This window comes from Streptomyces sp. CB01249, assembly GCF_001905735.1.
Taxonomy (GTDB): domain Bacteria; phylum Actinomycetota; class Actinomycetes; order Streptomycetales; family Streptomycetaceae; genus Streptomyces.
This window is the reverse complement of sequence record NZ_LISW01000001.1, coordinates 636,226-651,643: the sequence shown is the minus strand read 5'-3', so window position 1 is coordinate 651,643 and position 15,418 is coordinate 636,226. Positions and strand designations below refer to the sequence as shown.

At 70.7% G+C, this 15,418-nt stretch carries 15 protein-coding genes; 8 read left to right on the top strand and 7 right to left on the bottom strand.

Annotated features, from left to right (window positions below; translation table 11 throughout):
• Positions 1 to 22: 22 nt before the first annotated feature.
• The 7 genes from pucL to AMK18_RS02730 all read right to left on the bottom strand — a co-directional run bounded on the left by pucL (position 23) and on the right by AMK18_RS02730 (position 5,076).
• Positions 23 to 946 carry a factor-independent urate hydroxylase gene (gene pucL / locus AMK18_RS02765; protein WP_073861496.1) on the bottom strand — a complete coding sequence of 308 codons (924 nt, stop codon included), beginning with the start codon at positions 944 to 946 and terminating at the stop codon, positions 23 to 25.
• A 7-nt stretch (positions 947 to 953) separates the two neighbouring features.
• A complete protein-coding gene (uraH, locus tag AMK18_RS02760; RefSeq protein WP_018100514.1) occupies positions 954 to 1,346 on the bottom strand; it encodes a hydroxyisourate hydrolase in 393 nt (130 codons plus the stop codon).
• A gap of 19 nt (positions 1,347 to 1,365) precedes the next feature.
• On the bottom strand, positions 1,366 to 1,875 hold the full coding sequence (gene uraD / locus AMK18_RS02755) for a 2-oxo-4-hydroxy-4-carboxy-5-ureidoimidazoline decarboxylase (protein WP_018100515.1): 510 nt from the start codon (positions 1,873 to 1,875) through the stop codon (positions 1,366 to 1,368).
• Between the two features lie 177 nt (positions 1,876 to 2,052).
• Positions 2,053 to 2,430 carry a helix-turn-helix domain-containing protein gene (locus AMK18_RS02750; protein WP_018100516.1) on the bottom strand — a complete coding sequence of 126 codons (378 nt, stop codon included), beginning with the start codon at positions 2,428 to 2,430 and terminating at the stop codon, positions 2,053 to 2,055.
• Positions 2,427 to 2,678 (bottom strand): hypothetical protein, encoded by a 252-nt coding sequence (locus AMK18_RS02745; RefSeq protein ID WP_073861495.1) that lies wholly within the window; start codon positions 2,676 to 2,678, stop codon positions 2,427 to 2,429. The genes AMK18_RS02750 and AMK18_RS02745 overlap by 4 nt, the downstream gene beginning before the upstream one ends.
• 203 nt (positions 2,679 to 2,881) lie before the next feature.
• Positions 2,882 to 4,069: a lactonase family protein gene (locus AMK18_RS02735; RefSeq protein WP_073861494.1), complete on the bottom strand. Its 1,188-nt coding sequence runs from the start codon at positions 4,067 to 4,069 to the stop codon at positions 2,882 to 2,884.
• 167 nt (positions 4,070 to 4,236) lie between these two features.
• The gene (locus AMK18_RS02730; protein WP_018100519.1) at positions 4,237 to 5,076 is read right to left on the bottom strand and encodes a GntR family transcriptional regulator; all 840 of its coding nucleotides are present in this window, start codon (positions 5,074 to 5,076) and stop codon (positions 4,237 to 4,239) included.
• 227 nt (positions 5,077 to 5,303) lie between these two features.
• Between AMK18_RS02730 and AMK18_RS02725 the strand changes: the two genes are divergently transcribed.
• The 8 genes from AMK18_RS02725 (at position 5,304) to AMK18_RS02690 (ending at position 15,224) form a co-directional block, all read left to right on the top strand.
• Positions 5,304 to 6,572, top strand: a complete 1,269-nt coding sequence (locus AMK18_RS02725) for an extracellular solute-binding protein (protein WP_073861493.1) — start codon at positions 5,304 to 5,306, stop codon at positions 6,570 to 6,572.
• 39 nt (positions 6,573 to 6,611) lie between these two features.
• Complete coding sequence (locus AMK18_RS02720) at positions 6,612 to 7,598, top strand: carbohydrate ABC transporter permease (protein WP_018100521.1); 987 nt, start codon at positions 6,612 to 6,614, stop codon at positions 7,596 to 7,598.
• Positions 7,595 to 8,437 carry a carbohydrate ABC transporter permease gene (locus tag AMK18_RS02715; RefSeq protein ID WP_018100522.1) on the top strand — a complete coding sequence of 281 codons (843 nt, stop codon included), beginning with the start codon at positions 7,595 to 7,597 and terminating at the stop codon, positions 8,435 to 8,437. Before AMK18_RS02720 ends, AMK18_RS02715 begins: the two co-directional genes overlap by 4 nt.
• Before the next feature lie 34 nt (positions 8,438 to 8,471).
• Positions 8,472 to 10,064, top strand: a complete 1,593-nt coding sequence (locus tag AMK18_RS02710; protein WP_073861492.1) for a beta-N-acetylhexosaminidase — start codon at positions 8,472 to 8,474, stop codon at positions 10,062 to 10,064.
• Between the two features lie 40 nt (positions 10,065 to 10,104).
• Positions 10,105 to 11,556: a cellulose binding domain-containing protein gene (locus AMK18_RS02705; protein WP_073861491.1), complete on the top strand. Its 1,452-nt coding sequence runs from the start codon at positions 10,105 to 10,107 to the stop codon at positions 11,554 to 11,556.
• Positions 11,557 to 11,754: 198 nt separating this feature from the next.
• Positions 11,755 to 12,594, top strand: coding sequence for a TIM barrel protein (locus AMK18_RS02700; RefSeq protein ID WP_073861490.1), 840 nt, complete (start codon positions 11,755 to 11,757; stop codon positions 12,592 to 12,594).
• Between the two features lie 44 nt (positions 12,595 to 12,638).
• A complete protein-coding gene (locus tag AMK18_RS02695) occupies positions 12,639 to 13,538 on the top strand; it encodes a 2-hydroxy-3-oxopropionate reductase (RefSeq protein WP_073861489.1) in 900 nt (299 codons plus the stop codon).
• Between the two features lie 228 nt (positions 13,539 to 13,766).
• Entirely contained in the window at positions 13,767 to 15,224 is a 1,458-nt protein-coding gene (locus AMK18_RS02690) for a catalase (protein WP_018100527.1), read from the top strand.
• Positions 15,225 to 15,418: the final 194 nt, after the last annotated feature.

Here is a 15,418-nt window from a genome sequence, read left to right as displayed (position 1 = left end):
CGGGCACCGGCGCGGCGCCGCGTCAGAGGTTGGTCATGTCGACCGGGATCTGCGGCTCGACACCGTCCCGGAGCACGGTGCCCTCGATGAGCCCGTACGGACGGTCGGCCGCGAAGTACACCTCGTTGTCGTTCTTGAGGCCGAACGGCTCCAAGTCCACAAGGAAGTGGTGGTTGTTCGGCAGCGAGAAGCGGATCTCATCGACCTCGCTGCGGTTGTTGATGATGCGCGAACCCATCTGGTACAGGGTCTGCTGGAGCGAGAGCGAGTACGTCTCGGCGAATGCGTGCAGCATGTGCTTGCGCGCCTGCTCGTACGACTTCTCCCAGTTCGGCATGCGCTGCTCGTCGCTGGTCCAGTTGTAGCGCCAGCGGGCGGAGACGTCGGTCGCGAGGATGCGGTCGTACGCCTCCTTGAGCGTCGTGTACTTGTCCTTGACGTAGCCCCAGAACTCGGAGTTCGTCGAGTTCATCACGGTCAGGTCCTTGAGCCCGGAGATGACCTGCCACTTCTCACCGTCGAAGGTGATCTGGGCGGTGCGGATCTCCTGGTTCTTGCGGACGAAGGAGTGCTTGACCTCGTCGGACCCGATGAAGCGGGAGTTGGCGTCCGAGGTGGCGATGCGCTCCCAGGCGTACTCCTCGATGCGGATGCGCGCCGTCTTGATCGGCTCCTGCGAGGTCACGAAGTGACGGGCGAGGTGGATGCCGAACTGCTCGGCGGACTCGATCCCGTGCTCCTTGGCGAACGCGAACACCGTGTTCTTGGTGGTGTCCGTGGGCAGGACGTGCGCGTTGGAGCCGGAGTAGTGGACGTCGTCCATCTCGCCGGAGAGCGCGACCGAGACGTTCAGGTCCTTGATGTGGTGGGTGTCGCCGTCCCGCGTGATCTTGACGACGCGGTTCTCTGCTTTGCCGTACTGGTTCTGGCCGAGAATCGTGGGCATGTGTCTGCTAGCTCCCTCGGTATACGGAGTAGCCGAACGGGTTGAGCAGCAGCGGTACGTGGTAGTGCTCGCCCGGGGTGACGGCGAAAGTGATCGCCACCTCGGGGAAGAACGCGCCGCTGTCCCTTACGCGGGGGGCGTCCTGCTGCGCCTCGGCTTGCTTCTTGGCTGTGAAGTACGGCTCGGTCTCGAAGTCGAGCCGTACATGGGTGGTGCCCTCCGGCAGGGCCGGCAGGTCCTTGCAGCGCCCGTCCGCGTCGGTCGCGGAGCCCCCGAGCGTCACCCACTCGGCGTCGGCGCCCCGGCGGGCGGCGAGCGAGACGGCGACATCGGCGGCGGGGCGGCCGATGCTGGTGTCCAGGATGTGGGTGGACACCGATGCGGTGGCGAAGGTGCTCAAGACCTTCCCTCTCCTTCTGTTACGCGTCTTCCGTGACGAGGCGGGTGAGGCGGATGCGGTTGATCTTGCCCAGTTCGGTGCGCACGATCCCCCGCTCCTGCTCGGGCGAGTTCCCGATGCGGGACTTCACCGCGTCGCGCATCTGCTCACCGGTGGCGCCGGTGGCGCAGATCAGGAAGACATGTCCGAACCGCTCCTGGTAGGCCAGGTTGAGTTCGAGCATCTCGGCCTTGAGCTCCTCGGAGGCCCCGGCCATGCCCCGCTGTTCGCGGGAGGAGGTCGGGTCCCCGGGCTTCGGGCGGCCGATCGGCGGGTGACCGGCCATGGCCTCGGCCAGGTCCTCCGCGCCGAGTGCCGCCGTGGCGGTGTCGCTCGCGGAGAGCAGGGCTTCGGTGGTGGCGTACGGGCGGTGGGCGAGAATCGCTCGTCCCCATGCCGCACTGGCACACACCTCGTGCAGTGCGGCGGCCGCCTCGGCGTCCGCCTGGGTGTTGAACCGGGCGAGGCCCGGCGTGGAGCTCGAAGTCACGGGAGCCTCCGTGGCTGTTCTTCGCTGTGCGTTGGTCGGGCTGCGGATAGCTAACGCCCTCCGCAACACGACGTCAACAGTTTGTTGAAATTCCGTATACAGAAAAAGCCGCCGCCCGGTGACCTGGGCGGCGGCTTGATCGATCATGCATCGGCAGCCGGTACGTGCGTGGTCCAACTACCCGCTCTTGGCCCCGTTCTCGCGGTTCAGGTAGTTGTAAACGGTGAACCGGGAGACGCCCAGCGCCCCCGCCACGGTCTCGACCCCATGGCGTACGGAGAAGGCACCGCGTGCCTCCAGGAGCCGGACCGCCTCCTGCTTGGCCTTGCGGTCCAGCTCGGCCAGCGGCATGCCGTGCCGGCGCTCCATCGCGGCCAGGATGTGGTCCAGCGACTCCGAGAGCTGGGGCAGCCGGACCGCCACGACGTCCTCGCCCTCCCAGGCCAGCACCACGTCATCGGGGTGCGCCTCACCGGGGCCGACGAGCTCGGCCCCCATGGCGTCCACGAGCGGCTTCACGGCGCTGACGAGAGGGTGGTCCACCGGTCCGGTCACTTCGGGTCCTCCCCTATGACGTTGACCTGGAGCGAGACCCGGGTGGCACCCGATGCCAGCGCCTGCCGCAGCAGGCTGTCCACGGCGGTGAGCACCTGGTCGGCCCCGCCCTCCGCCGTGTTGCCGAACGGGCCGACGTCGACGGCGTCCAGCCCTGCCCCCTGGATGACCTCGCGCGCCACGACCGCGTGCGCGGGCGCCTCGTCCAGATCGAAGGGCTCGGTGGTGAACTCCACTCTCAAGCGCATGGTGCCTCCCTATACGGCTCGGGCTCGACCTTAGGGCCTGTCCGGTGGATCATGGCCGGGGTCGCGACGCCTGGCACGGCACCTCGCCGCGTTGCCGAACCGCCCTAATCGCTCCGCGATGAGGACGCTCCGGCGCCTTGCGATGCACCGCACCAGACGCCGCGCCCTACCCGACCCTGATCCACCGGACAGACCCTAGCGCCCTACACCGGCAGCACGCAGACGGCCGCCGGGGCCGCGTACGGGGTTCCGGCCGAGGTCAGGGAGCCCGATGCGGTGTCCACCCGGAAGGCGGTGACCGTGCCGGACTTCTGGTTGGCGGCGAAGAGCAGGGTGCCGTCCGGCGAGAACGCGGTGTGCCGAGGGAAGTCGCCGCCGACGGGCACGGTGTCGAGCAGGCGCAGCGCGGCCCCGCCGTCCTCGATCGCGTACCGGGTGATGCTGTTGTGCCCCCGGTTCGCGAGGTAGGCGAACCGGCCGTCGCCGGTGACCAGGAACTGCGCGGGGTAGCTGGTGCCGGACCCCGTGCCGGTGGACTGCGGGTCGCCCGGGGTGAGCGCGCCCGTAGCGGGGTCGTAACCGCAGACCACCGCCGTGTTGTCGAGCTCGCAGGCCAGGTAGGCGTGGCGCCCGTCGGGGTGGAAGGTGAGGTGGCGGGGTCCCGCGCCCGGCCGCAGCGCGGCGTACGAGACCTGTTCCAGGGTGCCCTGCGTCTCGTCGAGCCGGTACGTGTACACCGTGTCGTTCCCGAGGTCGACGGCGAGCACATGGCCGCCGTCGGGCGAGGTGATGATCTGGTGCGCGTGCGGGCCGTCCTGCCCGGGTCCGGGGGCGGGCGAGCTGTGGGCGACCAGGTCGGTGCGCTCCCCCACCGACCCGTCCTCGGCGAGCGGGTGCACGGCGACGCTGCCGGACGTGTAGTTGGCGCTGAGCAGCCACCGCCCGCCCGGATGGACCGAGAGGTGACAGGGTCCGGCGCCGCCGGTCGACCGGGTGCCGAGGACGCTGAAGGTGCCGTCATCGGCGAGGGCGACCGCGGTGACGCCGCCGTTCTGCTGCTCGTCCACCGCGTAGAGCGTGGCGCCCGTGGGGTGGAGGGCGAGGTACGAGGGGTTCTCGACGCCCGTGACGACGGTGCGGGCGGTGATGCCCGCCGTCTCGGGGTCGTACGCGGCTACGCCGACACCGGTGCCGCCCGGGCTGGTCGAGGTGTAGGTGCCGAGGTAGAGGGTGCGGGTGCTCAGGGCCGCGGGGCGGGCGGGGTGCGGCGGGTGGTGGGGGTGCCGGGGCGCGGGGTGGTGCGCGGAGCGCGGGAGGCTGGGGGCGGCGGCGAGGGCGCCGCCCGCCAGGAGGGCTCCGAGCAGGGTGCGGCGGCTGGTGGGGGACGTCATGCGAGGCACCTCGTGGGGTCGGTTGCGTCGATGTGGCAGCCACAGTGGCCCTACCCGGGGCCCACCGCAAGAGGTGCACCGGCCATTGCACAGGGCGCAACGCCAGGGCCCCCTGTGCGGGCGCGGCGGGGACCGGCCGTGGCGGACCGTCACCCGTCCCGCCCCCCTCAGTCGCCGGACTGGATGTCCCCCCGCGTCGAGGACGTGATCGGCTCGCGCTGTGCGAAGTCGCCCGGCGGGATGCCCGGGTGGTGGGCGCCCTCGACCGGCTCGACGGCGGCGGCCGGGCCGAGGGCCAGCCGGGACACGATGCGGTAGCGGTCGCCCCGGTAGAGCGAGTGCACGTACTCGACGGGGCGGCCCGTGGTGTCCGAGGTCAGCCGCTCGAAGAGCAGCGCCGGGGACAGCTCGGGCACGTCCAGGAGGCGGGCCTCGGCGCGGGTCACCACGGTCGGCTCGATCGCCTGGACCGCCTCGTGGACGTGCACGTCGTGGCGCTCGCGCAGGTGCTCGTACAGGTCGCCGCTCTCCAGCTCCTCGGCGGAGAGCCCGGGCACCAGCTCGGCCCGGATGTGCAGGTGCTCGATGGCCATGGGCGCGCCGTCGACCAGCCGCAGCCGGGCGACGTACACGATGTCGGCCGCCGGTGACATGCGCAGCTTCCGGCCGACCCGGGCGCCGGCCTGCACGGTGGTGAATTCGAGCAGCCGGCTCGACCAGGCGCCGGCCGCCTGCGGCACCGACAGGGCGAGGTCGGCCGAGATGAGCTCCTGGGTGATCTTCTCGGGCGCGACGAACATGCCCCGGCCGTGCTCCCGCACGAGGAGCCCCGTCGCGACCAGCTCGTCCACCGCGGCGCGCAGGGTGGGCCGGGAGACGCCGAGCGTGGCGCACAGGGACCGCTCCGAGGGGATCGCGTCGCCGGGGCGCCGGGACTCGATCATTTCCAGGATGGCGTCACGGGCCCGCTCCCGTTTGAGCACCGTCCCCGATGCGTCGGCGTCCATGAGCTGCCCCCTTCTGGCGGGTTACGTACCTGACCACTGGACCACTGGTCAGGTGGAGTGTAGCCGCTTTTCCGGGCCACCTCTCCGGGAGGTCGCCAAAATCCGTTGAATACAAGGGGCTTGACGGCTCCATTGGTCCATGCCACCTTCATCCACCAACAAGAGGTGAGCTGTCCAGCGGCCTTCACTGGTCAGGTGGTCAGGTCCTGTTCTCCCAGAGGTGAACCGTGAAGTACCGCTTGCTTGCCGGTGGGTCCGCGCTCGTGCTGGCCGCCGTCCTCAGCGCCTGTGGCTCGTCCGACGATTCCTCCGACGCGTCCGGTGACGGCCGGACCAGCATCGACGTCTGGCTGATGCGCGACAGCGTCTCGGCGCAGTTCCAGAAGGAGTTCGTCCAGGGCTTCGAGAAGGCTCACCCCGACATCCGGGCCCGGGTCCAGATCCAGGAGTGGGACGGCATCGGCGAGAAGATCACCGCCGCGCTCGCCAGCAACGACGCCCCGGACGTCATCGAGAGCGGCAACACCCAGGTCGCCCAGTTCGCCGAGAGCGGCGGGCTGCTCGACCTCAGCGACAAGGTGGACGAGCTGAACGGCAAGGACTGGCTCAAGGGCCTGGCCGAGCCGGGGGCGTACGAGGGCAAGCAGTACGGCATCCCGTACTACGCGGCCAACCGGGTGGTCATCTACCGCACCGACCTCTTCGAGAAGGCCGGCATCGACGCGAAGACCATCAAGACCCGCGACCAGTGGATCGCCGCCACCGAGAAGCTCAACAAGGGCGGCAACCAGGGCATCTACCTGCCGGGCCAGACCTGGTACGCGCTGGCCGGCTTCGTCTGGGACGAGGGCGGCGACCTCGCCACCGAGTCGGGCGGCAAGTGGAAGGGCGCCCTGGACACCCCGGAGGCGCTGCGCGGCATGGAGTTCTACGGGAAGCTCCAGGCGCTCGGCAAGGGGCCCAAGGACGCCGACGAGGCCGACCCGCCGCAGGCCGATGTGATGGCGCAGGGCAAGGTCGCCCAGGTCATCTCGACCCCGGGCGGTGCCAACGTCGTCATCGAGAAGAACCCGGACCTGAAGGGGAAGCTGGGCTTCTTCCCGATCCCCGGCAAGACCGCCGAAACGCCGGGTGCCGTCTTCACCGGCGGCTCCGACCTGGTGATCCCCACCGCATCCGGCAAGCAGGAGGCGGCGCTGACCTTCATCAAGGAACTCACCGGTGACGCCTGGCAGAAGAAGCTCGCCGTCGCCATGAGCTACGTGCCGAACCGGACCACCCTCGCCTCCGCGGTTGCGGCCGACCCGGGCGCCGCAGCGATGGCGGTCGGCGCCGCGAACGGCCACGCCACGCCCAACACCCCGAGCTGGGCCGCGGTCGAGGCGGAGAACCCGATCAAGGACTACATGACCGCCGTCCTCACCGGCGGTGACCCGGCGAAGGAGGCCACGAAGGCGTCCGCCGACATCACCCGGGCCATGAACTCCGGCTCCTGACCCCCCGCCCCTACCCACACCGTCGAGAGGAGGCGTGCCGTGTCGGTCATCCGGGAACGGACCGCACCCCCCAGCCCCAAGCGCCGGGCCGTACCCGGCACGTCCGGACCGCCGCCCCGCCGGCGGCGGTCCGGGGAACCGCGCGGCATCTGGCCGTACGCCCTGATCGCACCGGCCGTCGGCGGCATGCTCTACCTGCTCGTCTATCCGCTGCTGCGGGCGGTCCTGATCTCGCTCCAGGACTTCCGGCTGCGGCAGCTGATCACGGGGGACGCGGAGTTCGTCGGGCTGCGCAACTACCGCACCCTGCTGAGCGATCCGCGGTTCTGGGAGGTGGTCCGGCGCACCTTCCTGTTCATGGCGGTCAACGTGGTCCTGATCATGGTGATCGCGACGCTGGTCGCCCTGATGACCGAGCGCCTGGGCAGGATCGCCCGGACGGTGGTGCTCAGTTCGCTGGTGCTGGCCTGGGCGATGCCGGTGATCGCGGCCACCACGGTCTTCCAGTGGCTGTTCCACTCCGAGTTCGGCATCGTCAACCATCTACTGACCGGCGCGGGCTTCTCCTCGTTCGACCGGTATCCGTGGTTCGCACACGGCACCGCCGCCTTCGCCATCCTGGTCCTCCTGGTCGTCTGGCAGTCGGTGCCGTTCGCGGCGATCACCCTCTACTCCGGTCTGACCACGGTCCCGACCGAGCTGTACGAATCGGCGCGGCTGGACGGCGCGAGCGGTGCCCGGATCTTCCGCTCGGTCACCCTGCCGGTGCTCCGGCCGATCTTCCTGCTGGTGTTCTCGCTGGAGGTGATCTGGACGTTCAAGGCGTTCGTCCAGATCTGGGTGATGACCCGGGGCGGCCCGGGCGACGCGACGACGATCCTGCCCGTGTACGCGGTCCAGACCGCACTCGCCGGCCAGCGTTACGACCTGGGCTCGGCCGCCTCGATGGTCACCGTGGTCCTGATGTCCGGGGTGCTCGTCCTCTACTTCCGCCAGATGCTCCGCCAGGAGGACGAGATCCGATGAGCCGTGCCCGTAGCGCCCGACTGCGGCGGCTTCCGCTGAACGCCGCCGCCACCCTGACCGTCCTGGTCTGCCTGTTCCCCGTCTACTGGATGATCTCCACCGCGTTCAAACCGTCCAAGGACATCCAGTCCTCCGACCCGCAGCTCTTCCCGCACACCTGGACGCTCGACCACTTCCGCACCGCCGTGCAGGCCGACGGCTTCGGGATGTTCTGGCGCAACAGCGTCCTGGTGACGGTGAGTTCGATCCTGCTGGCGCTGATCGTCGCCCTGGCCTCGGCGTACGCGGTGGCCAGGCTGCGCTGGAAGGGGCGGCGGCAGTTCATGCTCATGGTGTTCATCGCGCAGATGGCGCCCTGGGAGTCGCTGATCATCCCGATCTACATCATCTCCCGCGACACGGACATGCTGGACCGGCTGCCCACGCTGACCCTCGTCTACTTCATGGTCACGCTGCCGTTCTCGGTGATCGTGCTGCGCGGCTTCATCGGGACGATCCCGCCGGAGCTGGAGGAGGCCGCGCAGGTCGACGGCTGCACCCGGACCGCCGCCTTCCGGAAGGTGGCCCTGCCGCTGCTCGCGCCGGGTCTGATGGCCACCTCGCTGTTCGGCTTCATCACCGCCTGGAACGAGTTCGCGTACGCCAACTTCCTGATCATCAAGCACCAGGACAGCCGCACCCTGCCGGTCTGGCTGTCCTCGTTCCAGAACACCTTCGGCACCGACTGGGGCGCCACGATGGCCGCCTCCACCCTCTTCGCCCTGCCCGCGCTGGTGGTCTTCCTGCTGCTCCAGCGCCATGTCACCTCCGGCTTCGCCGCCGGCGCCGTCAAGGGCTGACCGACGACCCCGCACCCCCTCCCGGAGGCCCCGCATGCCCGCACCCCGCCCCGAACACTCCCTCGTCCCCCGCCCCCGCAAGGTATCCGCGCGCCCCGGCCGCTTCACCCTGACCCCGGACACCGGCATCCGCGCCTACCCCGGCGCGGAGGGCGCCGCCGACCTGCTGCGCACCCTGCTCGCCCCCGGCACCGGACTCCCCCTCGCCCCCTCCGCCACCGGCCGTATCGTGCTCGCCCTGGACCCGCAGCTGAGCGGCCTCGGCGAGGAGGGGTACGGGCTCACCATCGGCCCGGACACGGTGCTGCTGCGGGCCGCCCGCCCGGCCGGCCTGCTGTGCGGGGTCCAGACGCTGCGCCAGCTGCTGCCCGCCGAGGCGCTCGCGGCGGGGGCCGGGCGGGGCGGCGCGTGGTCGCTGCCGTGCGTGGAGATCAGCGACGTCCCGGCGCATCCGTGGCGCGGCACGATGCTCGACGTGGCCCGGCACTTCCAGCCGGTCTCCTACCTGCGTCGCTACGTGGACCTCATGGCCCTGCACAAGCTGAACACGCTGCACCTCCACCTCACCGACGACCAGGGCTGGCGGATGCCGATCGCCGCGTACCCGAGGCTGACGGGGATCGGCGGCCACCGGTCCCAGTCGATGGCCGGTCCGCCGGGCGGCCCCGTCGAGCGCTTCGACGGCGTCCCGCACTCGGGGGCGTACACCACGCGGGAGCTGCGCGACCTCGTCCGGTACGCGGAGGCGCGCGGGGTGCGGATCGTGCCGGAGATCGAGATGCCCGGGCATGTGCGCGCGGCCCTGGCCGCCCATCCGGAGCTGGGCAACGACCCGTCGCGGCGGCTGGGCGTGTGGACCAAGTGGGGTGTCTGCGACACGGTGTTCGGGGTGCACGAGGAGGTCTTCGACTTCTGCCGGACCGTGCTGGACGAGGTCATGGACGTCTTCCCGTCGCCGTACATCCACGTCGGCGGCGACGAATGCCCGACCACCGAGTGGGAGAACAGCCCGGCCGCCCGGGAGCGGGCCGCCGCCGAGGGGCTGCCCGACGCGCGGGCCCTGCACGGCTGGTTCATGGGCCGCATCGGGGCGTACGTCGCCGAGCGGGGCCGTATCCCGGTCGGCTGGGCCGAGACCGGCACCGAACTCCCCCCGGAATTCACGGTGATGACCTGGCGCGACCCGGCCCACGCCCGCGCCGCCGCCCGCCGCGGCCACCAGGTGGTCGCCGCCCACTACCGGGCCACCTACCTCGACTACGCGGAGTCCGACGCCCCCGGCGAACCGCTCACGCAGCCGGGCCCGCCCGTCGAGCTGCGCACGGTGCACGGCGACCGCTCGCTGACCGACGACTGGGAGCCGGGCGACGCGGTCCGGCTGCTCGGCACGCAGGCCCAGCTGTGGACCGAGTACGCGCCCACTCCGGGCCGGATCGAGTACCAGACGTATCCGAGGCTGTGCGCCCTCGCGGACCGCGCCTGGTCCGGCGGCGGCGACGGCTGGCCCGGCTTCCTCGCCCGCCTCGGCCACCACACCACCCGCCTGGACGCGCTCGGCGTCCGCTACCGCCCCCTGACCCCCCGGCCGCTCACCGCGGCATCCCCAGGAACAGCGCCAACTTCGTGAATCCCCGCTCCCCCACGACGTTCCCGGAAGGAACAGACGCATGAAGTCACACGCGAAGAGCCGGCTGCGCGCCGCCGCGGCTGCCGCCGTCACCGTGGCCCTCGGCTGTACGGCCCTGGCCGCCGTCCCCACGACGGCGAGCGCCGCCGGCGAGCCGATCGCCGTGCAGTACCGCACCGGCGCGTCCGGCGCGAGCGCCGACCAGAGCGAGCCCTGGCTGAAGGTGCGCAACACCGGCAGCCAGTCCGTGCAGCTCAGCGACGTGAAGATCCGCTACTACTTCAAGGGCGACGCGGTGGGCGAGGTCTACCGGTTCGCCTGCTCCTGGGCGGTGAAGGGCTGCGGGAACATCACGGGCACGTTCGGCACGCTGGCGCACCCGACCGCCACCGCCGACCGCTATCTGGAGATCGGCTTCACCTCCGGCGCGGGCTCCCTGGCACCGGGTGCCGACTCCGGTGACATGCAGCTGCGGTTCTACCGGTCCAACTGGCAGCCGCTGGTGCAGAGCGACGACTACTCGTTCGGCGCCGGCTCGACCTCGTACGCCGACTGGACGAAGGTGACCGCGCAGCTCGGCGGCGCCACGGTCTGGGGCACGGCCCCGGAGGGCAACGACCCGACCGATCCGACCGATCCGACCGACCCCACGGACCCGACCGACCCGGGTGACCCGGGCGAGGACGGGCCGACGCTCTTCGACGACTTCAACTACAGCAACCACAGCGACCCGCAGATCGCCGCGCACGGCTGGAGCGTCCGCTCCAACGCGGGCGGGCCCGGTGTGCCGGGAGCCACCTGGGCGCCGGAGAACGTCACGTTCGCCACGCAGAGCGGCAACTCCATCATGAACCTGGAGACGTCGACGGCGGGCAGCGGCGAGTCGACCAAGCAGACCGAGATCCTGACCCAGTCGATGAAGTTCCGCAACGGCACCTACGCGGCGCGGGTCAAGTTCAACGACGCGCCGAAGTCGGGCCCGGACGGGGACCACCTCGTCCAGACGTTCTTCACCATCAACGACCTCAAGGCCCCGATGGCGGACGACTACGCCGAGTACGACTTCGAGTACCTGCCCAACGGCGGCTGGGGCGAGAGCGGCAACATCCTCTACACGACCTCGTGGGAGACCTACCGGCCCGACCCGTGGGAGGCCGTCAACCAGCACACCGAGTCCCGGCAGAGCTACGCCGGCTGGCACGACCTGGTCGTGACCATCGACAACAGCGCGATCACGTACTACATCGACGGCCAGCTCTTCGGCACGCACGGCGCGGCCTATCTGCCGGAGCGCGGGATGTCGATCAACTTCAACCAGTGGCTGATCGACCTCGCCGGGCAGACGAGCACCAGCCCGCGCGCGTACGACCAGCAGGTGGACTACGTGCTGCACGTGAAGGACAAGGTCCTCACGCCTTCGCAGGTGAACGCGAAGGTGGCCGCGTACCGGTCGGCGGGGACGACGTTCCAGGACACGGTCCCGGCCGGGTGATCCGGTAGCGGGACGTACGGGCGGGGCGGAGGCCGACGGGCCTCCGCCCCGCCTTTCGTATGCCTCCCGGGAGGCGCGCGCCACCTCCCTGACCGGCACAAATTCCGGGCACCCCCTTGACAGCCCCGCCACCCGCCGGGCAATCTTCCATTAAGCAGAAACAAACTTCCGCAATACGGAAGGAGCGCCGAAACCCTCATGGGCTACCCGGACCAGCGCTTCGATGTGAACCTCTCGATCCTCTTCACGGAACTCCCGCTCCTGGAGCGTCCCGCGGCAGCCGCCGCGGCCGGCTTCACGGCGGTCGAGCTGTGGTGGCCCTGGATCGAGACCCCCACCCCCGAGCAGGCCGAGCTCGACGCCCTCAAGAAGGCGCTCGACGACGCCGGCACCCAGCTGGTGGGCCTGAACTTCTACGCCGGACAGCTCCCCGGCCCCGACCGCGGCGCGCTCTCCGTGCCCGGCACGGAGTCGGAGCGGTTCCGGGCCAACATCGAGGTGGCGGCCGACTTCGCCGCCTCGGTCGGCTGCAAGGCGCTCAACGCGCTCTACGGCAACCGGGTCGACGGCGTCGACCCCGCCGCCCAGGACGAACTCGCCCTGGAGAACCTGGTCCTGGCGGCCCGTGCCGCCGACCGGATCGGCGCGGTGCTGCTGATCGAGACCCTGAACGCGCCGGAGTCCCCGCGCTACCCGCTGGTGAGCGCACCGGCAGGCATCGAGGTCGTCGACCGGGTCAACGCCGCCACCGGCCTCGGCAACGCGAAGTTCCTGCTGGACCTGTACCACCTGTCGATGAACGGCGAGGACCTCAGCCAGGTCATCACCGCGTACGCCGACAGGACCGGCCACGTCCAGATCGCCGACAACCCGGGCCGCGGCGCGCCCGGCACCGGCTCGCTCCCCCTGGAGCAGCTCCTGGACGAGCTGACGAAGGCCGGTTACGCGGGCTGGGTCGGGCTGGAGTACAAGCCCGGCGACCGCCCGAGCGCCGACTCCTTCGACTGGCTCCCGGCCGCCGCGCGGCCCGCCCGCTGAGGCTTCCCAGGAGCCCCTGTACACGCTGATCGGAAGGCACCCTCATGAGCAACAACCTCCCCAAGGTTGCGTGGATCGGTCTCGGCATCATGGGTTCGCCCATGTCGGAGAACCTGATCAAGGCCGGTTACGACGTCACCGGTTACACCCTGGAGCAGGACAAGGTCGACCGCCTGGCCGCGGCCGGCGGCACCGGCGCCTCCTCGATCGCCGAGGCGGTCAAGGACGCGGACGTGGTCATCACGATGGTGCCCGCGTCCCCGCAGGTCGAGGCCATCGCGTACGGCCCCGACGGCATCCTGGAGAACGCGAAGCGCGGCGCGCTGCTGATCGACATGTCCTCGATCACCCCGCAGACCTCCGTGGACCTCGCGAAGAACGCCGCCGAGAAGGGCATCCGGGTCCTGGACGCCCCCGTCTCCGGCGGCGAGGCCGGTGCGATCGAGGCCGTCCTCTCCATCATGGTGGGCGGCGAGCAGGCGGACTTCGACGCCGCGAAGCCGCTGCTCGAAGCGCTCGGCAAGACCATCGTGCTCTGCGGCCCGCACGGCTCCGGCCAGACGGTGAAGGCCGCGAACCAGCTGATCGTCGCGGTGAACATCCAGGCGTGCGCCGAGGCCGTGGTCTTCCTGGAGAAGTCCGGCGTGGACCTCTCCGCCGCGCTGGACGTGCTGAACGGCGGCCTGGCCGGTTCGACCGTGCTGACCCGCAAGAAGGACAACTTCCTGAACCGGGACTTCGCGCCCGGCTTCCGGATCGACCTGCACCACAAGGACATGGGCATCGTCACGGACGCCGCCCGCAACGTCGGTGCCGCGCTGCCGGTCGGCGGTGTGGTCGCCCAGCTCGTCGCCTCGCTGCGCGCGCAGGGTGACGGCGGCCTGGACCACTCGGCGCTGCTGCGCTCGGTCGAGCGCCTGTCTGGTCAGCCCGTCAAGGGCTGATCCCGCCCGCTCCCCCGCCCTCCCAGACTTCCGGACGGTGCCGTCGCTGACACCTGTCCTGTCGCGCCCAGGCGCCGGCACCGTCCGGAACACCCCCCCCCACCACGAATTTCAACAAACTGTTGACGCCGCAACCGGGGTCTCTTTACGCTCCGGACACGCCCCCAGGAATCTGCCCCCTGGCCGTCGCAGTTCAGCAGCTCCCGTACGGAAGGTCGCCCCGACACCATGACGCAGCGTGTGCTTACGACCGAGTCCGGCGCCCCGGTCGCCGACAACCAGAACTCCGCCACCGCGGGTGCCGGAGGCCCGATCCTCCTCCAGGACGGCCACCTCCTGGAGAAGCTCGCCCGCTTCAACCGGGAGCGCATCCCGGAGCGCGTGGTGCACGCCCGGGGCTCCGGCGCGTACGGCTACTTCGAGGTGACCGACGACGTCACCGCCTTCACCCGCGCCGACTTCCTCTCCGAGGTGGGCCGCCGCACCGAGACGTTCCTGCGCTTCTCGACCGTCGCCGACTCGCTGGGCGGCGCGGACGCGGTGCGCGACCCGCGCGGTTTCGCGCTCAAGTTCTATACGAACGACGGCAATTACGACCTGGTCGGGAACAACACCCCGGTGTTCTTCATCAAGGACCCGATCAAGTTCCCCGACTTCATCCACTCGCAGAAGCGCGACCCCTTCACGGGCCGTCAGGAGCCGGACAATGTCTGGGACTTCTGGGCGCACGCCCCCGAGGCCACGCACCAGGTGACCTGGCTGATGGGCGACCGGGGCATCCCCGCCTCGTACCGCCACATGAACGGCTACGGCTCGCACACCTACCAGTGGACGAACGCCGCGGGCGACGCGTACTTCGTGAAGTACCACTTCAAGACCAACCAGGGTGTGCGCTCCCTCTCCGCCGACCAGGCCGCCGAGCTCGTCGGCAAGGACGGCAGCTCGCACCAGACGGACCTGCTCCAGGCCATCGAGCGCGGCATGAACCCGTCCTGGACGCTGTACGTGCAGCTCATGCCGGCCGCGGAGGCGGCGGACTACCGCTTCAACCCGTTCGACGTCACCAAGGTGTGGCCGCACGCGGACTACCCGCTCCAGCGGGTGGGCCGGCTGGTGCTGGACCGCAACCCGGACAACGTCTTCGCCGAGGTCGAGCAGGCCGCGTTCTCGCCGAACAACTTCGTGCCCGGCATCGGCCCGTCCCCGGACAAGATGCTCCAGGGCCGCCTGTTCGCCTACGCGGACGCGCAGCGCTACCGCCTGGGCATCAACCACACCCAGCTCCCGGTGAACGCGCCGCGCGCCGCCACCGCGGACAACTACGGCCGCGACGGCCTCCACGCCACGCGGTACGGCTCGCGCCACGACAAGAACTACGAGCCCAACTCGTATGCGGGCCCCGCCCAGACGGACACGGCGCTCTCCGCCCCGCTCCCCGTCCAGGGCTGGACCGGCACCCACGAGGCGCCCGCCCACACCAAGGACGACGACTTCTTCCAGGCCGGCGAGCTGTACCGCCTGATGTCGGCCGACGAGAAGGACCGCCTGATCGCGAACATCGCGGGCGGCCTGTCCCAGGTCTCCCGGGACGACGTCATCGAGAAGAACCTCGCCCACTTCCACGCGGCCGACCCCGAGTACGGCAAGCGCGTGGAGGAGGCGGTCCGCGCCCTCCGCGAGGACTGACCTCACCCCCCGAACCCTGCCCGCGCCGACGCGTCCACCCGGATGAGGGGTAGTTGCACGGTGCGGGCAGGACGAGGCCGCGGCGTTGGCGCGATGCCAGTGCGGTGGTACGCGGGAGGGCGGCCCGGTCACCAGACCTGAAGGCCCGTGCAGCCCCCCCCCCTTCGCGCCTCCGCCGCGGCCCCTGTTCCCCC

Bases quoted from the DNA above. Each gene is read 5' to 3' on its own strand.
- pucL (WP_073861496.1), bottom strand. From the start codon at position 946: ATGCCCACGATTCTCGGCCAGAACCAGTACGGCAAAGCAGAGAACCGC.
- AMK18_RS02745 (WP_073861495.1), bottom strand. From the start codon at position 2,678: ATGCGCTTGAGAGTGGAGTTCACCACCGAGCCCTTCGATCTGGACGAG.
- AMK18_RS02735 (WP_073861494.1), bottom strand. From the start codon at position 4,069: ATGACGTCCCCCACCAGCCGCCGCACCCTGCTCGGAGCCCTCCTGGCG.
- AMK18_RS02730 (WP_018100519.1), bottom strand. From the start codon at position 5,076: ATGGACGCCGACGCATCGGGGACGGTGCTCAAACGGGAGCGGGCCCGT.
- AMK18_RS02715 (WP_018100522.1), top strand. From the start codon at position 7,595: ATGAGCCGTGCCCGTAGCGCCCGACTGCGGCGGCTTCCGCTGAACGCC.
- AMK18_RS02710 (WP_073861492.1), top strand. From the start codon at position 8,472: ATGCCCGCACCCCGCCCCGAACACTCCCTCGTCCCCCGCCCCCGCAAG.
- AMK18_RS02705 (WP_073861491.1), top strand. From the start codon at position 10,105: ATGAAGTCACACGCGAAGAGCCGGCTGCGCGCCGCCGCGGCTGCCGCC.
- AMK18_RS02700 (WP_073861490.1), top strand. From the start codon at position 11,755: ATGGGCTACCCGGACCAGCGCTTCGATGTGAACCTCTCGATCCTCTTC.
- AMK18_RS02695 (WP_073861489.1), top strand. From the start codon at position 12,639: ATGAGCAACAACCTCCCCAAGGTTGCGTGGATCGGTCTCGGCATCATG.
- AMK18_RS02690 (WP_018100527.1), top strand. From the start codon at position 13,767: ATGACGCAGCGTGTGCTTACGACCGAGTCCGGCGCCCCGGTCGCCGAC.